The following is an 18,828-nucleotide window of genomic DNA, read 5'->3' on the forward strand; positions in this document are numbered from 1 at the left end:
TATGTCGCAGCCTCTGACTTACGCATTTGCACGTAGTAATCGCGTGCTTGTTGAGGAGCGCGAGAGCGGCGTCTTTGATTTGTTGTGCTGTAAAGAAACCCCCGCGTCTGCTGTTGCAGAAGTGCAGAGGGTACTTGCCGGCAAGGTGTGTTTAACGCTTTGCGATGAAAAAACACTGCAAGATAAAATCAATGAGACATTTCAGCGTCAGCAGGGCGATGCAATGTCGGCAATGGGCGATATTTCTAGCGAAGTCGATCTGGATCGCCTAGCGGAAGAGATTCCAGAATCCCAAGATCTGCTTGATGCACAGGACGATGCGCCCGTTATTCGTTTGATCAATGCACTATTTGGTGAAGCATTGAAACGTGACGCCTCTGATATTCATATCGAAACCTATGAAAAAACCATGTCGGTACGTCTGCGTGTCGATGGCATATTACAAGAGGTGTTGACCCCCAGCAGGCGTCTGGCTCCGCTGTTAGTGTCACGTATAAAAGTCATGTCTCGGCTCGATATCGCGGAGAAGCGTGTTCCTCAAGATGGTCGGGTTTCACTGCGTATTGCGGGTCGCTCGGTCGATGTGCGGGTTTCTACTATTCCGTCGAATTATGGTGAACGTGTTGTTATGCGTTTACTAGACAAGCAAGCCGCACGTATCGATATTGATCAGCTGGGTATGCCAGATAGAACCCTGTCAGCGCTCAAAGATTTGCTCCAGCAGCCTAACGGGATACTCCTGGTTACCGGCCCGACTGGTTCTGGTAAAACCACAACGCTATACGCTGGCTTGATGTCGCTGAACGACCGCCGCAGAAACATCCTTACAGTGGAAGATCCCGTTGAATACGATATCGACGGAATCGGTCAGACCCAGGTGCATGCCAAGGTCGGTATGACGTTTGCCCGTGGTCTGCGTGCCATCCTTCGGCAAGATCCCGATGTGGTGATGTTGGGTGAGGTTCGTGACCAAGAAACTGCCGAAATAGCGGTTCAAGCATCCTTGACTGGTCACATGGTGCTGTCAACGTTGCATACTAATACCGCGGTAGGCGCGGTGACACGCTTGGTTGATATTGGTGTCGAGCCCTACTTGATCGCTTCAAGCTTGAAGGGTGTCTTAGCCCAGCGCTTGGTGCGTAAACTCTGCCAACATTGCCGTCATGAAATTGTGTTAGATAAAACAGAGGCACGTTTGCTCGGTGATCCGACGCTAGAAGGGCATAAGGCCTATAACGCCGCGGGCTGCGACGAGTGTCAGCACACCGGCTATAAAGGTCGCCAAGGCGTATACGAATTACTTGTGGTTGATCGCGAGGTGGCAGAGCTAATTCACAATCGTGCGAGTGAGCAAGATATTTTGCGCAAGGTTGGCAACGACATGCCGTCGTTGATGGGCGAAGGTCGGCGGCTAGTTTTAGCAGGTCAGACCAGTCTCGATGAATTATTAAGAAGCGTACGAGAGGGCGGTGATGCCGGCCTTTGAGTATCGCGCCCTTGATGCAAATGGCGCTAATAAGAAAGGGATCATAGAGGCTGATTCTGGTCGGCAAGCGCGTCAGTTATTGCGTGATCAGCAATTATTTCCCCTTGATGTAAAACAAACCCGAGAAAAAACCCGCGCGGAAAATGCTCGTCGTAGTTTTGGTCGGTCGAGAGTCAGCATTGCTGATTTAGCGCTGTTTGTTCGGCACTTGGCGACACTTATTCAATCCGGTATTCCTTTAGAAGAAGCGTTGGCCGCGACGGCCAAGCACACGCGTAAAGCCTATTTAAAACGCGTTGTATTGGATTTAAGAGCAAGAGTTTTAGAAGGGCACTCTTTGGCAGATGGTCTAAATGAGCATCCACGGGTGTTCAATCCGGTATTCCGAGCGCTGGTCAGCTCTGGTGAAAAGTCTGGTGACTTGGGCTTAATTTTAGAGCAACTTGCCGAATATACCGAAGACAGTCAAAAGCTGCGTGGTGTTATCGTACAGGCAGCCATGTATCCGCTCGTGTTGATGTTTGTCGCCCTGTCGGTAATCGCGGCACTAATGACTTATGTGGTCCCCAAAGTGACGGCGCAATTTGCGCATTACGACCAAGCTCTGCCACTGTTGACGCGAATACTCATCACCTTGAGTGATGGTTTGTCTGAGAACTGGTTATACATGCTGATTAGTATTGCAGCCATTGTGTTCGGCGCAGCTTGGTGGCTACGGGATCCTGGCCGGAGGCTCAAAGCAGACAAGGTAATATTAAAAATTCCCCTTTGGGGGCTGCTAATGTTGGAACTAGATTCCGCGCGAATGCTCAGAACGCTGTCTATTCTGATGTCGTCAGGGGTGCCGTTTTTAGAGACCTTGAAAGTGGCGTGTGACACGCTCGCGAACCAGCATTTGAAAGAGAGTATGGCAACTGTTCGTGAACAGGTGCGTGAGGGCAAGAGTTTTAGCCGCTGCTTGCAGGAAGAGGCACAACTCCCGCCATTGGCGATTTATATGATTGCCAGCGGAGAGGCTAGTGGCGAAATGGAAGCCATGACTCAGCGCGCAGCAAGTAATTTAGAGCGCGAATTACAGGCCCGAGTACAGATGTTTGTGAGTTTGTTTGAGCCCCTGTTGATAGTAGTACTGGGCGGCGTAGTGTTATCAATTGTATTGGCGATTATGCTGCCGATATTACAGTTAAATAATCTGACACAGTTCTAGGAGGTTTTACCGGTATGCTGGGATCTGAATTAAAGGGAAACGCTCGTCAGAGAGTCGGTGGCAATAATTTGAGAGTGGGAAAACAGGCTGGTTTCTCTTTACTAGAAATCATGGTTGTTATTGTCATTATGGGTTTATTAGTTGCCGTGGTGGCGCCAAACGTTTTGCAAAACCAAGACCGGGCCATGGTAGAGAAGGCGCGCGCAGATATTTCCGTGTTAGAGCAAGCTCTGGATATGTACAAACTGGATAATCATTTTTATCCCAGTACCGACCAAGGCTTACAGGCGCTTGTAAAGCGTCCTGAAACAGGGCCGGCACCTAAAAGCTATCGCAGCAACGGATATATAAAGCGCCTTCCGGAAGACCCGTGGGGCAACCCCTATATCTATATTCAGCCGGGAGAGCATGGCGCATTTGACCTCTATTCAACGGGCGCAGATGGAGAGGAAGGTGGTGAAGAACTTGCCAGTGACATCGTTAATTGGCAGGAGTAGTCAGCGCGGCTTTTCATTACTTGAGCTGATGGTTGTTATTTTTATTATCGGTCTACTTAGTGGTGTCGCCGCATTAACATTACCCTCCAAGGACGGCGGTGCGTTGCTGCAGGAGCAGCGGTTTAAATTGCTAGGCAGTTTGCGGAGCGCGCGGGCTGAGGCAGTTTTTAGTGGCCGTAGCCTGGGTTTGGCGTGGCAACAAGAGCGAGGACGTTTTTACGTTTTAACTGCGCAGGGTTGGCAAAGTATTCAGCAAGGTGTGTTAGCAAAAGAGTTGGCCTTGGATGAACGTGTGAGTTCCGATATTAGCGTCGGCGGTGAACCCTTGAAAAGCGCGATGGATACTGACGAAGACGAAGAAGGTCAACAAACGACACCACAATTGGTATTTCTTGGCGATGGTCAGATTTCACCATTTGAATGGCGTTTATCGGCGGAGGGCGCTGAATCCTTGGTCCTTGATGAACAATTAACGGTTGAACCGTAAACTCGATGTTCTTTACTCGCAAACGTCATTTTCACCAAACGCTGCGCCGTCACAGTGCGGGGTTTACGCTGTTAGAAGTTATGGTTGCCCTTGTTATTTTTGCGACTGCCGCCGTAGCCTTGACTAAAAGTTTGACCGAAAGTGCAAATAGCGTGGGCGCCATTGAGCAGCGCCAGTTCGCTGATTTAGTGGCTCACAATGTGTTGGTTGATATTTTACGAGATGGGTATGGCAACGCCAATAGTGGCAAGGTCACGTTAGCGGGGTTTGATTTTCGCTGGCAGCGAAATGTTGAACAAACCCAGCACCCTGATATCCGTCGAGTCGATGTAGAAGTATATTTGAGTGCTGGCAAAGACATACTCGCTAGCCGCTCGGCGTTTCTCGGAAAATGAAGATTTCTATGCGAGATTCTCGCCAACATGGTTTTACGATGGTTGAGCTGCTCATCGCCGTCGGTATTATGGCTTTATTGGGTACGGTGGGGTCATTGCTTTTAAATACCTCATTGGAAAATCAAGCTGCAATTGAAACGCGACAACAGGCTTTGGAGCGCATGGCCTTAGCGCTAACTGTATTTAGACGAGATGTGGAGCAGATTACACCGCGAATTCCCCGTGACTCTCAGGGTGATCCAATGGCTGCTAATATAGTCGCTGAACAAGTGGGCGCTGACAGTGAGGTGGAATTTGTTCATGCGGGCCGGCGTGTTTTGCCCGGTCGCGGTTTAGGTAGCACGCTGGAGCGAGTGCGCTATGTGCGTGAAGAGAAAGAATTTATTAGATACAGTGCGGCGGTAGCGGATCCGACAACGAACACGCCATGGCAGCGTCAGGTTTTAGTAAGTGACGTGAGTGAGTTTGTGGTTGAACTGTATGATGGTAATCGCTGGTCTACATTTTGGCCGCCGAGTACGCAGGTCACGGCTGCACAGCCAAAGTCCTTGCGAATGACAATATCCACAAGTATTTGGCCGGATATTCAGTTGAACGTCTTGCTACCTGAGTTGACGCAATGATGTTTCGGCAAAAACAAGATGGTGCGGCGCTGATTATGGTGTTGCTCATTGTGGCGATTATGATTGTGCTCGCGGTCGGCTTAACCGATGGTGTGCGTTATAGCAGTCAGCGTTTGCTAAACCAACGTTTGATGGATCAAGGTTATTGGTATGCCTTGGGTGGCGAACGCATTGCGGTGTTTGCGCTTGAAGACATCGCCAATGATACGGTGACAGCCTTAAACCAGGATTGGGCCAGGGAGGATATCGTATTTCCCATTGATGGCGGCTCTATAGCGGGTTTAATCACCGATGAGCAGGCCTGTTTTAATATGAACTCCCTGTATCGGGCTGAGCCCGCTACCGGGGCAGAGGAAGACGTGTTGGCAGCGGAGTTGGTGTTTACGGCGCTGCTAGAGAACTTGCAGATTAGTCCGCAGCGAGCGGAGTTTATTATTGGCCGGACCCAAGATTGGATTGATGATGATTTTTCGCCAGAGGGGATCTACGGCGCGGAGGACTTAAGCTACACGGCGCTAGATTATCCGTATTTGCCGGCGAATAATTTACTCGAATCCGTCAGTGAAATGGCTTTGTATGCAGAGTTTGAAGAGGATGAGAAGGCGCTAATCACACCCTATGTTTGCGCGGTACCGGCGGTGAATACCGTTATCAATGTGAATACCTTGCCGATCAATAAAGCGGCGTTATTAGCGGCGGCGATCGGCAATGTACTGACTGTGGAACAAGTAAAAGTAGTATTGGAGAATCGACCTGAAAATGGTTGGGCGGATGTGGCTAGTTTTGTTACCGCACTTGAATTGCCATTAAGCGAAACCGTGCCTACGAAGCTGCTGCAAGGGCTTGGGGTGAAATCACAGTATTTTAAAGGTTTAGCCGATGTATTTTATGAACAGCGTCAAATGCGATTATTTAGCCGAGTAGTATTAAAAAATGGCAAGGCAATTGTGTATGCCCGTGAGTATGGAGAAGTTTTTTGACTGCGTTGTTGTTAATAGATTTACCTCTTAATGCCGAAGAGCCCGTCGCTTGGTTGCACTGGGATAGTGACAGCGCCCGTGTTATTGCAGAGGGGGTGTTGGCCAATGTGAGTGAACTTTCAACGCTAGCCAGTCGCGCGGAAGGCCTGCCCTGTTATGTCCTTATACCAGGTGAAGCGGTGAGCGCGCACCGAGTTGTGTTACCTAAGGGTGGCCGTGTGGGGCTGTCTGCCTTGCCATTTCAATTAGAAGACAAGCTCTGCAGTGATCTTGAAAGTGTGCATATAGCCACAGGCACGATAAAAGCAAACCAACCAGCAGATGTGTTGATTCTCGCCCGAGACCTGGCTGCTTATTGTTTAGATGTTCTTCGTCATAGCGGTTTGAAGATTAAAGCGTTACTCCCAGATTATGCCGTGTTGTCAGAAAATGCGGTGGTGGTGACAGCGGATCAGGTTGCAGCAAATTTTCAAGCTAAATCTGCTGGATTGAAGACTGATAACTTTCCCGTGTGGCAGCAATTGGCGGGCATAGGTGATACGCCAGATCAGGAGGTGAAGTGGTATTTTGCCGGAGATTATCACGGCGAGCTACGGGATCAGGTTTCCGGCAAGGCGGTAGATTGTGAAAACCGACTACAGGCCTTTGCGCGTGATTTCAAACCGTGGTCATTGTCCCTGTTAAGCGGTGCCTATCTGTTAAAAGACGACAGTGGCGAAGCTATGGAGCGTCTGCGGTGGCCCCTTATTTTGCTGGCCAGTCTATTGTTATTGCATTGGATTGGTTTGGCGATTCAAACAAGCACTATGAGCCGCGAAGCGGAAGCTCTAGATAAAGGCATGATTGAGATATATCAGCAGGTTTTCCCTGGCGCTCGGGTAGTTAATGCGCGAAGTCAGATGCGCAGTCAGTTGAATGCGCTTGAAAGCGCTGGCACCAGTGGTGCCATGATGCCGTGGTTAGACAAAGTTGCGGCGGCTACCCGTGGTCGCAATAATATTAGTCTGACCCAACTTAATTATGAAAATGATCCGCTAGTTATGAAACTTCTGGTTAAGGCTGCGTCGTATGAAGTTGTCGATCAGTGGCTTGCGGCGTTAAAGGCGCAGGGGCTAGACGTTGATCGTGGCGCCTTTGGTCAAGAGGGCAGTGGTATTGCTGGTCAGGTTAGTATTCGGGGGGCGGCGAAATGAAATACATTAACCGCCTCTTAGAAGGGCGCAATGAGCGCGAACGTCAGATTTTACTTATCGGCGGTAGCGTTGCTATACCCTTACTTATTTGGATGTTGATTTGGCAGCCCTTGCTAAAAGCAAACTCTACTGCGGAGGCGCGCTTGGAACAACGGCGTCAGTCGTATACGTGGATGCAGCAAGCGGCCTCGCAAATTCAATCTATGCGCGGCACTGTGCCTCAGGCGGCGGCACTGAGCGGTTCGCCACAACAGCAAATCACCGGTGCTGCTGCAGCGCTTTCGGTGAATATAAATCGTATCGAACCACAATCTTCTGGTCGATATAGTATTTGGATCGCGAAAACAGATTACAGCAGCGCGGTCCAATTTATAGAAACTTTATCAGTGGCGGGCATGACCTTATATTCTGCAAATATCACCTTACTTGACGTTCCCGGAAGCGTATCGTTACGTGCATCTTTGGGGACGACTGAATGAAGCGCAGTGTATGGGTTTTTCTTGCCGTTATATTCTTCGCATTGTGCTTAATTATTGCGACGCCAGCCTGGATAGTGAGAGACATCCTTGTTAAACAGCAGCCTGCTATGGCGGTGGGGAATGTAACTGGGCGTGTTTGGAGCGGTGAGCTTGATGTGGTTCAGTATCAAGGTATCACGCTAAGCGGTATTAGCTGGACGTTAAATCCCATAGGCTTTTTTAGTGGCGTGCCTTTAGCTATCGCCGTGACCGAGCCAGTGAATGGTGCTGGTGACGTCGGCATTGGTAGTGAGGAAACTCTGCAACTGCGTAATGTTGAAGTTGAGGGCAAGTTGGCTAGGTTATTGAATGCCATGAATTTCCCTAGTATGGGCTTCGATGGCGGCATATCACTATCTTTGAGTGAGGCAAAAATCAACGCCGGAGGCTGCATTTCAATGGCGGGAGCCGTAACCTTGAATGCGCTTTCTGGGGATATCGAAGGTGTCGAAACTATTGCACCGGTAATGGCAAATTTAAGCTGTGAAAATAAACGTATTGTATTGACGGTAGATGAAAATAACGCCGCTAAAGTAAGGGGGATTGTGCGAATTTCCGTGAATGGCCAGCTGAATGGCCAGCTTCTTCTTTCCCCCGTTGCTGGAACGCCGCTATTTAAGAGTTTGACCCAGTTTATGGGCCGGCCATCTAATGGCAAAGATTTTATTCTGCGTTTGTAATTAGCCTTTTGCTAACCAGCAGACCTCGTAACTACAAGTCTGCTGGTTGGGCTAGTAACCACACAAGCTTGCGTAGCGATCGCGATGAAAACCACTGTTCCCCAGTATTTGTGTGGCGCTTCGTGACCTCTTGAGAAAAAAGCCAATCTCTAATTCGTCCGTCACCCCAATACCGCCATGCATTTGCACTGCTTCGTTGGTGACCAATTCAAAAACGTCATTCAATCTGGCTTTGGCAAGACTTGCTAGTTGAGGTAAGTCTGCCCGTTTGTCATCAATGGCGGACAGCGCATCTAGTACCACAGATTTCGATAGCTCTAATTCAATAAACATTTTTGCGGCGCGATGTTGCAGCGCCTGAAAACTACCAATTTTAACGCCGAATTGATCACGCTCTTTTAAATAGGCTACCGTGCGTTCAAAACACTCTATTGCACCGCCGAGCATTTCTGCGGCTATGCAAACGCGTCCATAGTCCATGGCAGTATTAAGAATATCTTGGCCCCGTTTAGCATTAGCGATGAGTGCCGAAGCCTTCACGCGAACTTGGTCGAAACTAATCGTTGCAACGTTGCGGCTGTCGATCATGTGGTGACGACGACGTGAAATACCGGTGCTATTCGCATCTACAATGAATAGCCCTACACCCGTCTCCAATTGAGTTGCCACAATCAATTGCTCTGCGCTGTGGCCGTCGAGTACAAACAGCTTTTCACCCTGAATAATAAAATCGTCGCCATCGGCGATTGCGGTGGTAGTAAAACCGCTTGGTTGGTGGTGTGGTGATTCCTCTAAGGCCAGCGCCATGTTCAGATCACCAGCGGCGATACGCGGTAACAATATTGATTTTTGCTCTTCATTACCGCCCTCAACAATAATGGTTGAACACAACACAACGGTTGAGAATAAAGGCGAGGCGGCGAGGGTGCGGCCGCTTTCTTCAATAACCGCGCCGAGACCCATGTAGCCGAAATCGAGACCATCGTAAGCCTCTGGTAACACCATACTGGCCCAGCCAAGCTCTACCATTTGTTGCCAGTGTTCGCGGCTGTAACCCAGGCTGTCTTTTTTATCTCGTAATTGCCGCAGCGCCGATACGGGCATTGCGCTGTTTAGAAAATCTTTGGCGGTATCTTTGAGCAAGCGTTGCTCTTCGTTTAATACCAAGGTCATGGTTGTTCTCCGGTTTGTTCACGGTATGAATCTTAAGTCGTCGCTGAAAATTTCTAATTATCTGAGAACTTAATCGGGTAAGCCCAATACCCGCTTAGCGATAATGTTTAGCTGCACCTCAGAGGTGCCGCCAGCGATAGACAGCGCTTTCGAAAATAGCCAGCCGCGATTGGTGAGCAGTTCATCGACATTGAATTCGTCGTCATACCATCCCAAGGCTCGATGCCCGAGTATCGCCATTAATACTTCTTCTTTACGTTTACTTTCCTCTGTACCGACATACTTCATTATCAGTGGCACATTGTTGTCGGCAACCCCATTCATGCGTTCTTCAAAGCTGCGGAAGTGGGTGAGGCCAATCGCTCGAAAAGCCATTTCGTGGCGGACTAATTCATCACGTATGCCGATGTCTTTCAGGCGGCCAGATTGATCGAGGCCAATATATTCAATTGCGGCTTGGATTGGACTGAAGCTCGGCCCTGGCGTGTCACCACCTATTTCCGCCATCAGTTTGCGCTCATGTTTTAATAAGGATTTGGCGACTGACCAACCTTTATTAAGTTCCCCGATAAGATTAGCTTTTGGTACCTTTACGTTGTCAAAGAAGGTTTGACAGAATTCAGATTCACCGCTTATCAGTTCAATTGGCGTCGTTGAAACACCAGCATCGTCCATGTCAATTAATAGGAAACTAATACCTTCCTGTTTTTTTGCGTCAGGGTCGGTGCGTACCAAACAAAAAATCCAATCTGCTTTGTCGGCATTTGTGGTCCATATTTTTGTGCCATTCACTAAGAAGTGATCGCCTTTGTCCTCTGCGCGAGTTTGCAGGCTGGCGAGATCTGAACCTGCTCCGGGCTCAGAGTAGCCCTGACACCAGCGCACCTCACCGCGTGCGATTTTGGGTATATGTTGTTGGCGCTGTTCATCTGTACCGTATTCGAGGACGGCAGGCCCTAACATCCAAATGCCAAGATCGAATAATGGTGTGCGACAGCCCAAGCGTTTCATTTCTTCTTTCAAAATTTTCGCGTGTTGTTCATCTAGGCCGCCACCACCGAGTTCTATTGGCCACTCAGGCACTGTCCAACCCTTATCACGCATGCGTTCAAACCACAGTTTGGCATCACTGCTTGGGAAGGTTTTGTTTTTCCCTGCCCAGACTTGTTCTTCACGCGTTATTGGGATGCGCTGTGACGGTGGACAGTTTTCTTCTAGCCATGCGTTAACTGTTTGGCGGAATTGATCGAGATCGCTCACGTCGGTCTCCTTAAATTTATTAATGGTGTAATGTTATGGGTCGCGGCGGAGCACGTTTAAATGGTTTGCAGATGCTGCGATATTTGTGGAATCAGCTTAGCGGACGAGAGGTTAAAGACAAGGACGAAACACGTCAGACTGACTATCAAAAGCGGTCATGATTAACTGGCAGGGTATTCTCTTGGCGATGTTTGTGCGCCTAGGTGGTTTGTTCAGTTAAACCTTTGGGCGGAGTCAATCGCAAGGGGTAGACGTCCTTATGCAATGTCTGCCATCTTACTGCTATGTCATTCTGTGCGTATTTAAAATAATAATAGGTTGAAATTATGAAGCGATTTGAGAATAAAGTGATTTTAGTGACGGGTGCGGGGTCGGGTATTGGCCGTGCTAGTGCGGTGCGTCTGGCTGCCGAAGGTGGAAAGGTCTGGTGTACAGATATAAATGAGAAAGAACTAAAAACCCTCGTAGACGAGATTGAGACTGCGGGCGGTACGGCATTCGCCTATCGATTTGATATTAGCGAAGTCGGCGCCGCAGAGCGATGCGTTGAAGACTGTGTCGGCCAATTTGGTGGTCTCGATGCGGTGGTGAATATGGCGGGAATCCTGCGTTTCTCCAATTGCCATGAGCTTGGTTTGGATATTTGGGAGCAGGTAATTGCGGTTAATCTCACTGGCACATTTATGCTGTGCAAAGCGGTCTTACCGGAATTACTGAAATCCAAAGGTAATATTGTTAATGCGGCTTCGACAGCGTCGCTACAAGGCTTGCCTTGGGGAGTTGCCTACGCGGCAAGTAAAGGCGGTGTGCTTTCTATGACACGTAGCATTGCCGTGGAGTATGCTAAGCGCGGCGTTAGAGCAAATTGCGTTTGTCCTGGCGATATCAATACTAATATGGCCCAAGGTGTGACGTTTCCGGCCGATGCAGATTTCGATTTATTGTCGCGGATTACCTCTCTTACGGGGGCGAAAGGTCCTGAAGTTGTCGCCGGTGTTATTGCGATGCTAGCGTCTGACGATGGCTGCCACATTACCGGTGAGCATATTCGCGTTGATGGCGGAATACTGGCCTAGCCAATTAAAAGCTCAGTTATTGTTCTCGATGACTGAGCTTTCCAATGGCGATACCAAATATCGCTAAACGAGTCTAACGTCTGGTCGCCACCTAAAGTCTCTGCCATCATAGTGCGGAGACATGTTAAAGGAGGCGATTTTCCCAATGGATACTTTCATTCTGGCCATTGATCAGGGCACTACCAGTTCGCGCGCGATTGTATTTAATGCAGCGGGTGAAATTTGCGGCGTTGGTCAGCAGGAGTTTAATCAGTTTTACCCGCAGGACGCATGGGTGGAACATGACCCGGAAGAAATTTGGGAAACGACGCTAAATAGCTGTCGAAAAGCCATGAGTGCCGCAGGTATTTCGGCGGCAGATATCGCTGGTATAGGTATTACTAACCAACGTGAAACAACCATTGTTTGGGATCGCAAAACCGGTAAGGCGGTTTATCCTGCGATTGTTTGGCAGGACCGGCGCACCGCTGCGCGCTGCGCTGAACTCAAGGGGCAGGGTGTCGAGGGTATTGTGTCGAAGCGCAGCGGCCTATTACTGGATCCGTACTTCTCCGGCAGTAAGGTCGGCTGGATATTAGATAATGTTAGCGGTGCGAGAGCTCGAGCGGAAGCCGGTGAACTGGCGTTTGGTACCGTCGACAGCTTTTTGCTCTGGCGGTTAACGGGTGCTAAGCAACATGCAACTGACGCCACCAATGCCTCTAGAACTCTGCTTTTTAATATCCATACGCAAGAGTGGGATGCCGATCTACTGGCATTGTTCAGTATCCCTGCATCCATGCTGCCAGAGGTTAAAGACAGTTGTGATGATTATGGCCGCTGCGACAGTCAGTGGTTTGGTGCGGAGATTCCAATCTGTGCGCTTGTTGGGGATCAACAAGCTGCGACTGTAGGTCAGGCTTGCTTTAACCCTGGCATGGTAAAAAGTACCTACGGTACGGGCTGTTTTGTGGTTTTGAATACCGGCTCGGTGGCCTTAAGTTCTGAGCATAGATTACTGACTACGGTTGCGTATCGTATAAAGGGTGAAGTCTGTTACGCCCTTGAGGGTAGTATTTTTGTCGCTGGCGCCGCAGTGCAGTGGTTGCGCGATGGCTTGAACTTGATTGGCTCTGCGGCAGAAACACAGCCATTGGCCGAAAGCGTTGACAGCTCAAATGGTGTGTATATGGTGCCAGCCTTTACCGGGCTGGGTGCGCCGTACTGGGATCCCGATGCGCGGGGCGCGATTTTCGGTATCACCCGCGATACGGGTATTGCTCACATTGCTCGGGCAGCTTTGGAATCAGTTTGTTACCAAACCCGCGATTTACTGGAAGCTATGCGAGGTGACGGCGCTGATTTTGAAACACTTCGTGTTGATGGTGGTATGGTCGCCAATAATTGGGTGGTACAGCGCTTGGCTGATATGTTGGATTGCCGCTGTGAACGACCTCAAATAGCTGAAACTACAGCATTGGGTGCGGCGTATTTAACTGGTTTACAACTCGGTATATATAGTTCTTTGGAAGAAATCGCCGCATTGTGGCGTTGCGAACGCGGGTTTGATCCGGCGATGAATGAGGTAGATCGCGCGCGACGTTATACCGGTTGGAAAAATGCGGTGTCGCGTGTTCGCACTACCCATTAGTTTTTAGCCAATCGCTGAGATACTAGTGTTTTACTGGCGCAGGTGAAGTGAGAGATCCAAGGCGCTTATCGGCATGGGGCGGCATACGTGGTAACCCTGCACGTATTCAACGCCCATATCTTTTACTATGTTTAGCGCTATACGATTTTCAACGCCTTCAACAATGACTTTTTTCCCGAGACTATGGCTCATATCGATCATCGACTTTACCAATACTCGATCTTGCTCGCGTTCGTTAATGAAGCGAATAAAGGATTGGTCAATCTTAATAAAGTCGACTGGCAAATCGCGGACATATTCAAAGGACGTGAAGCCGATACCAAAGTCATCGAACGCAATTTTTGCGCCAATGGATTTGAAGTGATTTAGCAGGTCGTGAGCAATATTTAAATTTGAAATCGCATCCGTTTCGACAATTTCAAAAATTAGTCTCTTAGGGTTTGCCCCCGTTAAATGAATTAATGACTCGATGCGTTGTTTAAAATCGGCTTGTTCTAGCGTTGGCGCAGTGACATTTATGCTTAAGCCGGTAGTAATACCCGATTCTTCCCAGAGTGACTGCTGGCGCATAGCTTTTTCAATAACAGAATAATCGAGCTTGGGAAGTAAGCCAGACTCAGATGCGATACCAAGAAATTTCGCTGGCGCAATAAATTGTCCCTCTTCGTCAAGTAATCGAACCAGACATTCGCAATGACTGATACGGTTGCTGCGGAGATCGAGAATCGGCTGGTAAAATAATACCAATCTATTTTCATTAAGCGCAGACAGCAGCTGTTCCTTCATTTGATATTTTTTGTGTCGAGATGATCGCTTGCCGTCATCGTGTTCGCCAGCCGCGTAATACAAATGTCCTCGAAGTTTGTTTTTGACTCGTATCATGGTTGATGTAGTGTTTGAAATTAACTCATCAATCCCTGTTAGACTTTCATCGTAGGCGTCAATCACACCAGACAAACAAACTTCCTCTTCATCGCCATCGTATTTGAATGCAAAACGAGTAAGGTGGTCGAGATCTAGGTCTTTTGCACATTTTTGTGAATTATTTTTGTGGCAAATCAGCGCGCAGAATTCGCCAGAACCTGTTCGTGAAAGTATCGTGTCTAAGGGTAGCGACTTGTGTAAATGCGCAGCTAAATCATTGAGAAGTTTATCGCCCGCATCAAATCCATGACGATCGTTAAATGCCGCAAAATCGTCAATATCTAACATAAGCAGTTCGATTAGCATAGAGTTGTGGTGGATATCGATGTAATTATTCGCGTCTTCGGTAAAACTGCTGCGATTGAGTAAGCCTGTAACTCGGTCGTGTTGTCCTAGCCAGCTCAGGCTTTCGTCGGCCTCGCGTCGTTCGGTAATATCAATGCCTAGCGAGAGTATTTTTCTATCGCCACCGACACAGAGGCTGCTGTGTGTCCAAAGGAAGTCGAGCTTTCTTCCATCCGCGGTAAAAAATGTGGTCTCACTTTGAATTTTTGTTCCGTCGCTGCTTAAGATCGGGAGAAGTTGGGTACTCAGGTTTTTGGTTTGTCTCTCATTTCTAAGCCAGCTGTTAATGTTTGCTGACTGTGGCACTTGCTCTGTCAGACCAGTTAGTTCACGACCTAGCTTATTAATATTGCGAATTTTTCCATCTGCGTCATGAATGATGATTGCAAGTGGTGAGGTGTCGAGCAGGGTTTCGTTAAAGATCTTGGCCTCAGTGAGCGCGTCTATTTTTACCGCAAGTTCATTTTTGTGCTCAATGACGATTCTGTCCATGCTGTCTAGCGAGTCGATAACCTTGTCCACCGTGTTGGCTAATATGTCAATCTCGTCTATCCAATGGGAGTTAGATTCTAACTTTTTGAGTAATTGCCTCGCATTGTCGAACCGGCCCAAGGGTAACAATGGCAAAATTTTTGTTAGCTCGGAAAGGCGATTCAGTGGTGGCTTGAGGATGATTGCAATTAAAATAAGAATGATGATAAGTGTGATAAAGGAGGTAAGTAATAATTCATTAGTAGCCCTAAAAATTTGCCTGTAGACCTTGGCGTGGTCTTTTACAATTGCAATATAGTGGTTGTTCGACTCATCAGAACTTAAGGCTAGGAAGCGCGTACTATAAAAATTTGTTGAATCAAAAAAGCTGTTGTTTATATAGTCGTGAACATCGATTTTATCAGAAATTTTTTGCAGTATTTTCGGCGTTGTTGCTGCAGGGCTAGCGAGTAAAATATGCTCTGCTGTTAATTTCTTGGAAACCTCAGGCAATTTGATAATCGCAATATTTGCACCGCTAATGCCAGAAAAATCATTCAATAGTAATTCTGCCGAGCGATGGATAACGAGGATTACTTTTTGCGCATTGATGTCTTGCGTTGGAATAAGTAGGCGTTGATAGCATTTTTCCTCGCATACTATGGTTGCTACCGCCCGGTTTCTGTTTTGCACGGCTTTTATTATGCTCTGTTTTTGTTCTGATGTGATCTTATGCTCGGTTGTGCCGATGCCTGAGCTGGTTACTTCTTCGCCGTTGTAGTTTAGGTAGTAAGCCGATTCAATACTCGATGAAAATGATGTTGCTGGTTTCTCTGGGAGACCAGTTTTGCCCTCGAATATTGACGGCTTATTAGACTCTGGATTTTGGCGCTGTTCGGGGCTGATAAGGTAATGAAGGTTCTGGCTATTGGTTAAATTAAATAGCTCGCTGTTTGCATTATTGGAGATTGATTTAAAGCTGGCTTCTAAGTCTAGAAGATCTTCTCGGACAGTTTCACGGTAAAGCGCAGTTGTTTGGGTGTATGTGTAATACCCTCGGCCTGCCATAACCAAAGCGATTGTTAAAAAGAGTACGCCACTGAGTTTTCGTTGCAGACCTAGATATTTCCCTTTGTTCGCAATGTGGTGGGTATCCGATGTCGATTCGTTATGTTTCAGAGTGTGTGCCCAGTATCGGTGGTTATTATATCAGCGCTGACGTAAATGCTCCGTACAGCGACGTCCTCAGATTTACATGCGGTTTTATCTTCAAGGGCAGAAGAATATATTTCTTTTCACCTACTACTCATTTTTAACCTACTGAATATTTAACGTTTTTTCGTTTTCTTTTACTTTCTAAGGCCAATAGTAAAGGCTCTGTTGTAGCGGGTAAATGGCAAAATCACCTTTATATAAATTAATGCGATAGATCTTTTTTTATTTACTTGGTTGCTCGTTACTTTAGGTACAGTTGTGTGAATTGTCTAATGCGTCGAGCATTGACACCTAAATCACCTTCACCAACGCGTGAGGCTGAGCGAATGTCTACCATAGATCCACTTGATGTTTCGCTAATACGAATAACAATGTCGTCAGTAAACCCGAACCAGAAACTCCTCTCTATGGCTTCGATATGTCCCCGTTCTTGGTATTCCACTTTCCAACCAATACTCTCAGCAATATCGAGCGCTTTCTTTTGTGCCGCGTCGACGGACAATAAGGTTGGGATGGTATTAATGTCTGGATACGCCTGTTGTTGTATCTGTCGATTGCGATCTGTGTATTCAAGTCTATTGTCACTGGGGCTCCGTTGTTGAACAGCCATAATAAACTGCGGGGGACGTTCGGTGTTTGTGCTGATGTCATGTATCAGAGGCGACCCGGCGCCTCGATATAGGCTTAGACCGAAAAAGATAATAGCCGGTAGCGCGATGATTGATGCTTGACTGAGTTGGCGGCGCCCCCTGAGACTTTGTACTCGCCGAGTGAACAGAGCGGAGGCGCAAATGCAGATAAAACTGAGTAGCCCGGCAAGGCTGAATAGGAGTAAGCCGATTTGAAAGTTAAAAATATGAAGGCGTACACCGGCGGCGCCCAGCACCAAAAAAATAACTGAACTAATCGCGACTTTGTGAGTAATTGAGGGAATATTCATAGCGGCTCCGAATTGGCGTATTGCTAATCTTACCAAAGGGTAATTCATATGCGCTTTTTTTTTACTCGAAGTCGTGATTTACTGTGGTTAGTATTCTGTAACTTTTCCGGGTTCGGTCGGTTACTTAGTCGTCATAAATAGATCAATAAAAATCATGGGGTAAGTTATGGGCCGTGTCGAAGGCAAGGTATGTATTGTGACTGGCGCTGCCAGTGGTATGGGACGTGCAGATGCAATAATGCTAGCTCAGGAGGGTGCGTCGGTTGTATTGACGGATTTAAATGAAAAGGACGGCTTAGCGGTTGCTGAGCTTATTGGTGAGCGCGCGATCTTCGTTAAACACAATGTGACCAGCGAAGAAGATTGGCAGCGTGTGGTGAAGACGGCGGTAGAGCGTTTTGGTCGTTTAGATGTTTTAGTTAACAACGCCGGTATGATGACGCTTGGCAATGTTGTCGATTGCACTTTAGAAGATTATCGTCGGGTTAATGCGGTCAATAGCGAAGGTGTGTTTCTGGGCTGTAAAACAGTGATTCCGGCTATGGAGGCGTCTGGAAATGGCGGCTCGATTATTAACATGTCGTCGGTAGCTGCCATGCACGGGATGTCGTTCGTAGCCGCTTATAGCGCCAGCAAGGGCGCGGTGATGGCTCTGACTAAATCAGTTGCATTATATTGTCGCGAAAAACGCAATGGTATTCGCTGTAATTCAATACACCCCGACGGGGTCAAGACGCCCATGGTGTTCAAGGTTGCAACAGGACAAGAGTCGGCTACCCGCGAAGAGATTGAGTCATTGTCTACTGAAGCACATCCTATGTGCGAGCCTGAGGATGTTGCAGCGTTAGTGCTTTATTTGGCTTCTGATGAGTCACGCTTTGTTAATGCGGCAGAAATGTTAATTGATAATGCGTCTACGGCAACGCCTCCTATCGGCGTGTAGTGCTTTAAATAGGGTGACGTATATAGCGCGGCGCTAAGGAGTAGGTATTAATGCGTAAAGTTATCTATTTAATGTGGTCTGACACGGCGAGCGAGGAGTTCGTCATGGCTTTGCATAGTAATTTACTAACAACGTTAAAAGAAAACGCAGCGATTAATCGTGTGCAGCTTAATGTACCTGATCGCGATGTTGCCGCGGCGGCGTCGTTGCGGATGGAAAATTCCGCACCGGCGTTTGATGCAATGTGCAGTATATGGTTGTCCACTGAGCTTGAATTGGATGTTATAGATGGGCTGATTGATGGCTTCTGCGTTCAGTTTAGTCGCTACCATGTAGATGAAATAGAACGTTTAGAAAATACCGAGCATCGAGTAGCACTTGGTGCTCGTACCCCGGGCTTTAGTCAGATTGCCATGCTGCGTTGTCCGCAGCGTTTGGAGTATCAGGATTGGTTGGCCTATTGGCAAAATACCCACACCCGTATTGCTTTGGAAACCCAGTCTACGTTCCGTTATGTGCAGAACATTATTACTGGCGTTGCTGGAAAAGATATCGCGTGCTATCACGCGATTGTTGAAGAGTGTTTCCCCTCGCAGGCGATGACAGATTCCGGCGTATTTTATGATGCGATTGGCGACACGGAAAAGCAGCAAAGTAATATGCAGAAAATGATTGATAGCTGCGTAAAATTTATTGATTTTGATGAGATTGATGTCGTTCCTACTAGCGAGTACTGCTATTAATAGTTTGCTATGCTTGCCCCGCAGCTAGGGCTGGGTTTAGTT

18 protein-coding genes are annotated in these 18,828 nt (G+C 47.8%); 14 read left to right on the top strand and 4 right to left on the bottom strand.

What is annotated here, in order from left to right; translation table 11 throughout:
* Position 1: 1 nt before the first annotated feature.
* Genes gspE through gspN form a run of 10 tightly spaced genes read left to right on the top strand, consistent with a single transcriptional unit; the run spans position 2 to position 8,066 of the window.
* The gene (gene gspE / locus O9X78_RS09130) at positions 2–1,486 is read left to right on the top strand and encodes a type II secretion system ATPase GspE (protein WP_269619331.1); all 1,485 of its coding nucleotides are present in this window, start codon (positions 2–4) and stop codon (positions 1,484–1,486) included.
* Complete coding sequence (gene gspF / locus O9X78_RS09135; RefSeq protein WP_269619332.1) at positions 1,473–2,693, top strand: type II secretion system inner membrane protein GspF; 1,221 nt, start codon at positions 1,473–1,475, stop codon at positions 2,691–2,693. Before gspE ends, gspF begins: the two co-directional genes overlap by 14 nt.
* Positions 2,694–2,707: 14 nt before the next feature.
* Positions 2,708–3,190, top strand: coding sequence for a type II secretion system major pseudopilin GspG (gene gspG / locus O9X78_RS09140; RefSeq protein WP_269619333.1), 483 nt, complete (start codon positions 2,708–2,710; stop codon positions 3,188–3,190).
* Entirely contained in the window at positions 3,165–3,677 is a 513-nt protein-coding gene (gspH, locus tag O9X78_RS09145) for a type II secretion system minor pseudopilin GspH (protein WP_269619334.1), read from the top strand. The genes gspG and gspH overlap by 26 nt, the downstream gene beginning before the upstream one ends.
* Before the next feature lie 5 nt (positions 3,678–3,682).
* Positions 3,683–4,072, top strand: a complete 390-nt coding sequence (gspI, locus tag O9X78_RS09150; protein ID WP_269619335.1) for a type II secretion system minor pseudopilin GspI — start codon at positions 3,683–3,685, stop codon at positions 4,070–4,072.
* An 8-nt stretch (positions 4,073–4,080) separates the two neighbouring features.
* Positions 4,081–4,695, top strand: a complete 615-nt coding sequence (gspJ, locus tag O9X78_RS09155; protein ID WP_269619336.1) for a type II secretion system minor pseudopilin GspJ — start codon at positions 4,081–4,083, stop codon at positions 4,693–4,695.
* A complete protein-coding gene (gene gspK / locus O9X78_RS09160; RefSeq protein WP_269619337.1) occupies positions 4,692–5,675 on the top strand; it encodes a type II secretion system minor pseudopilin GspK in 984 nt (327 codons plus the stop codon). Before gspJ ends, gspK begins: the two co-directional genes overlap by 4 nt.
* On the top strand, positions 5,672–6,868 hold the full coding sequence (gene gspL / locus O9X78_RS09165; RefSeq protein WP_269619338.1) for a type II secretion system protein GspL: 1,197 nt from the start codon (positions 5,672–5,674) through the stop codon (positions 6,866–6,868). Before gspK ends, gspL begins: the two co-directional genes overlap by 4 nt.
* Positions 6,865–7,347: a type II secretion system protein M gene (locus tag O9X78_RS09170; protein ID WP_269619339.1), complete on the top strand. Its 483-nt coding sequence runs from the start codon at positions 6,865–6,867 to the stop codon at positions 7,345–7,347. Before gspL ends, O9X78_RS09170 begins: the two co-directional genes overlap by 4 nt.
* Positions 7,344–8,066 (top strand): type II secretion system protein N, encoded by a 723-nt coding sequence (gene gspN, locus O9X78_RS09175; protein WP_269619340.1) that lies wholly within the window; start codon positions 7,344–7,346, stop codon positions 8,064–8,066. The genes O9X78_RS09170 and gspN overlap by 4 nt, the downstream gene beginning before the upstream one ends.
* Before the next feature lie 51 nt (positions 8,067–8,117).
* On the opposite strand, the gene O9X78_RS09180 is transcribed toward gspN, so the two are convergent.
* The gene (locus O9X78_RS09180) at positions 8,118–9,239 is read right to left on the bottom strand and encodes an acyl-CoA dehydrogenase family protein (RefSeq protein ID WP_269619341.1); all 1,122 of its coding nucleotides are present in this window, start codon (positions 9,237–9,239) and stop codon (positions 8,118–8,120) included.
* Positions 9,240–9,308: 69 nt separating this feature from the next.
* On the bottom strand, positions 9,309–10,499 hold the full coding sequence (locus tag O9X78_RS09185; RefSeq protein WP_269619342.1) for an acyl-CoA dehydrogenase family protein: 1,191 nt from the start codon (positions 10,497–10,499) through the stop codon (positions 9,309–9,311).
* A gap of 326 nt (positions 10,500–10,825) precedes the next feature.
* Between O9X78_RS09185 and O9X78_RS09190 the strand changes: the two genes are divergently transcribed.
* Together O9X78_RS09190 and glpK are read left to right on the top strand one after the other, a co-directional pair.
* Positions 10,826–11,575 (top strand): SDR family NAD(P)-dependent oxidoreductase, encoded by a 750-nt coding sequence (locus O9X78_RS09190; RefSeq protein WP_269619343.1) that lies wholly within the window; start codon positions 10,826–10,828, stop codon positions 11,573–11,575.
* Positions 11,576–11,720: 145 nt separating this feature from the next.
* Positions 11,721–13,205 carry a glycerol kinase GlpK gene (gene glpK, locus O9X78_RS09195; protein WP_269619344.1) on the top strand — a complete coding sequence of 495 codons (1,485 nt, stop codon included), beginning with the start codon at positions 11,721–11,723 and terminating at the stop codon, positions 13,203–13,205.
* A 30-nt stretch (positions 13,206–13,235) separates the two neighbouring features.
* Here glpK and O9X78_RS09200 read toward each other — a convergent pair whose 3' ends face one another.
* Both O9X78_RS09200 and O9X78_RS09205 read right to left on the bottom strand, forming a co-directional pair.
* On the bottom strand, positions 13,236–16,013 hold the full coding sequence (locus tag O9X78_RS09200) for a putative bifunctional diguanylate cyclase/phosphodiesterase (RefSeq protein WP_269619345.1): 2,778 nt from the start codon (positions 16,011–16,013) through the stop codon (positions 13,236–13,238).
* 388 nt (positions 16,014–16,401) lie between these two features.
* Positions 16,402–17,100: a DUF1499 domain-containing protein gene (locus O9X78_RS09205; protein ID WP_269619346.1), complete on the bottom strand. Its 699-nt coding sequence runs from the start codon at positions 17,098–17,100 to the stop codon at positions 16,402–16,404.
* Positions 17,101–17,266: 166 nt separating this feature from the next.
* Here O9X78_RS09205 and O9X78_RS09210 point away from each other — a divergent pair, with 166 nt between their 5' ends.
* Together O9X78_RS09210 and O9X78_RS09215 are read left to right on the top strand one after the other, a co-directional pair.
* Positions 17,267–18,043, top strand: coding sequence for a glucose 1-dehydrogenase (locus O9X78_RS09210; RefSeq protein ID WP_269619347.1), 777 nt, complete (start codon positions 17,267–17,269; stop codon positions 18,041–18,043).
* A gap of 50 nt (positions 18,044–18,093) precedes the next feature.
* Entirely contained in the window at positions 18,094–18,786 is a 693-nt protein-coding gene (locus O9X78_RS09215) for an EthD domain-containing protein (protein ID WP_269619348.1), read from the top strand.
* The last annotated feature ends 42 nt before the right edge of the window (positions 18,787–18,828 follow it).

The sequence above is a fragment of the Zhongshania aquatica genome (assembly GCF_027257955.1).
GTDB classification, from domain to species: domain Bacteria; phylum Pseudomonadota; class Gammaproteobacteria; order Pseudomonadales; family Spongiibacteraceae; genus Spongiibacter; species Spongiibacter aquatica.